The 1,791-nt window shown below is 60.2% G+C and carries 3 protein-coding genes; all 3 read right to left on the bottom strand.

Annotated features, from left to right (window positions below; genetic code table 11):
* Positions 1-1,033: MBL fold metallo-hydrolase (locus GYA94_RS25650; RefSeq protein ID WP_161893366.1), on the bottom strand; the 1,033-nt coding region annotated here is incomplete at its 3' end.
* 102 nt (positions 1,034-1,135) lie between these two features.
* Entirely contained in the window at positions 1,136-1,399 is a 264-nt protein-coding gene (locus tag GYA94_RS25645; RefSeq protein ID WP_009685995.1) for a lipopolysaccharide assembly protein LapA domain-containing protein, read from the bottom strand.
* A gap of 19 nt (positions 1,400-1,418) precedes the next feature.
* Positions 1,419-1,715, bottom strand: a complete 297-nt coding sequence (ihfB, locus tag GYA94_RS25640; RefSeq protein WP_003252675.1) for an integration host factor subunit beta — start codon at positions 1,713-1,715, stop codon at positions 1,419-1,421.
* Between the last annotated feature and the right edge of the window lie 76 nt (positions 1,716-1,791).

The raw sequence follows: 1,791 nt of genomic DNA, 5'->3' as shown, positions 1-1,791 counted from the left end.
CCGGGCGCCCGGTACTCTTGAGGTAATTGACCACCTGTTGGTGGCGGGCATGGGTGTCCACACTGATCAGCTGACTGAAACCGAGCGGGTCGCGCCCTTCAGCCAGGCGAGCCCTGGCTTCAGCGTTCCAGTACTCGTGCAGCTCGCTGTAAACGCGGGTAATACGCTGGGCCAAGGGTGAGTCGAGGATGATGGGCAACTGCGACCAGTTGACGGGATCTTCGTCACCCGCTCCGCCGCGGGCTCCGGTCAATGCCTTGCGGTGCAGAATATCCTCTATTTCGTACAGCAGCTCTTGCGTACGCCCCAGGCTGAAGGCCGGAATCAGAATGGTGCCTTTGTCGGCCAAGGCGCGATCAATTGCCGCCTCCAGCTGCTGCTGCCGACCGCCCTTGACCGGGTGCAGGCGGTCACCGTAGGTACTCTCCAGCACCAGCACATCTGCCCGCTCTGGGGGCCGAAGCGGGCGCAGCAATGGGTTGGCACCATTGCCCAGGTCGCCTGAAAACACGTAACGGGTGTTGATACTTCCATGCAACAGGTCGCACTCGACATATGCCGACCCAAGCAGGTGCCCTGCACGCTGCAAGCGGATACGACACTGCAAACCCGGCTCCATCACCACTTCATGCCACTGCTCGAAGGGCAAAGGCACAATCAGGCTTGTGACCCGTTCAAGGTACCGCGCCACCTGAGCAGGCTCGCGGTTGATGCCCACCCTGTAGGCGTCCTCCAGTACCAGCGGCAATAGCCGCGCCGATGGCTCGCTGCAGATTATGGGGCCGCGGTAACCTGCAGCCAGCAGCGCAGGTATGCGCCCGACATGGTCCAGGTGTACGTGGGTGACGATTAGCGCGCGAATGCCCTGAATATCGAAGCTGAGCGGCGCGGACTCTGCACCAGGCGGCGCATCGGTGCCCTGTTCCAACCCACAGTCCACCAGCAAACTGCTACACGAGGCCAAGTGCAACTGGTGGCAGGACCCAGTCACACCCCGGGTGCCACCGTGATGGAAAAGGCAGGGGAACTCCATGCTACGCACACTCAACTTGGCCATAAATGAAGTGGGCTATTACTTCATGGCGGCCAGCCTGTGCATAGGCGGACTATTCCCAGGAAAGCGTAGGAAATTTCCTTAGTTACCGCTCAATGCCGCTTGCCGGGCAGAGGCCTTGATCTTGCGCTTGCTGCGTTGAACGCCGTACGCGCCCAATAGCGGGCCTATAGCCAGCCCGATGACCAGTGCTGCCAGCACCAAGACAGCCACGGGCATTTCCGGCGCAGCCCAGCCGAACAGCACCAGCGCAACGGGCTGCTGGTTCTCCAGCACGAAGAACAACACCACCGCCGCCAACAGCAGCACGAAAATAGCCGCCAGGGCGCGCTTCAGGTTACGCATCAGATTGCTCCTTGAGTGCTCAGGCTTCGGCCTCGTCTTCTTCGTTGACCCGGTCGCGCAACTCTTTGCCGGGCTTGAAGTGCGGTACGAACTTGCCTTCGAGGCTGACCGACTGGCCGGTCTTGGGGTTACGCCCTACGCGTGGGGCGCGATAGTGCAGCGAGAAGCTGCCAAAACCGCGGATCTCGATGCGGTCGCCGGTAGCCAGGCATTGTGACATCTGTTCAAGCATGGTCTTGATGGCCAACTCCACGTCCTTGGACGAGAGCAGCCCTTGATGGGTGACAATACGTTCGATCAGCTCCGACTTCGTCATATTTTTCCCTTCGTTATCAAGCAGCTAGATCATTGCTTAAGCAGGTTGTAGCACGCTGGGAAGGATTTGAACAGGG

The sequence above is a fragment of the Pseudomonas juntendi genome, assembly GCF_009932375.1.
Classification (GTDB): Bacteria; Pseudomonadota; Gammaproteobacteria; order Pseudomonadales; family Pseudomonadaceae; genus Aquipseudomonas; species Aquipseudomonas juntendi.
Note: the sequence above shows the minus strand (reverse complement) of the source record. Positions and strands in the feature narration are given on the sequence as shown.

Excerpts from the sequence above, each read along its gene's own strand:
- ihfB (WP_003252675.1), bottom strand. The coding sequence starts at position 1,715 with ATGACGAAGTCGGAGCTGATCGAACGTATTGTCACCCATCAAGGGCTG.
- GYA94_RS25645 (WP_009685995.1), bottom strand. The coding sequence starts at position 1,399 with ATGCGTAACCTGAAGCGCGCCCTGGCGGCTATTTTCGTGCTGCTGTTG.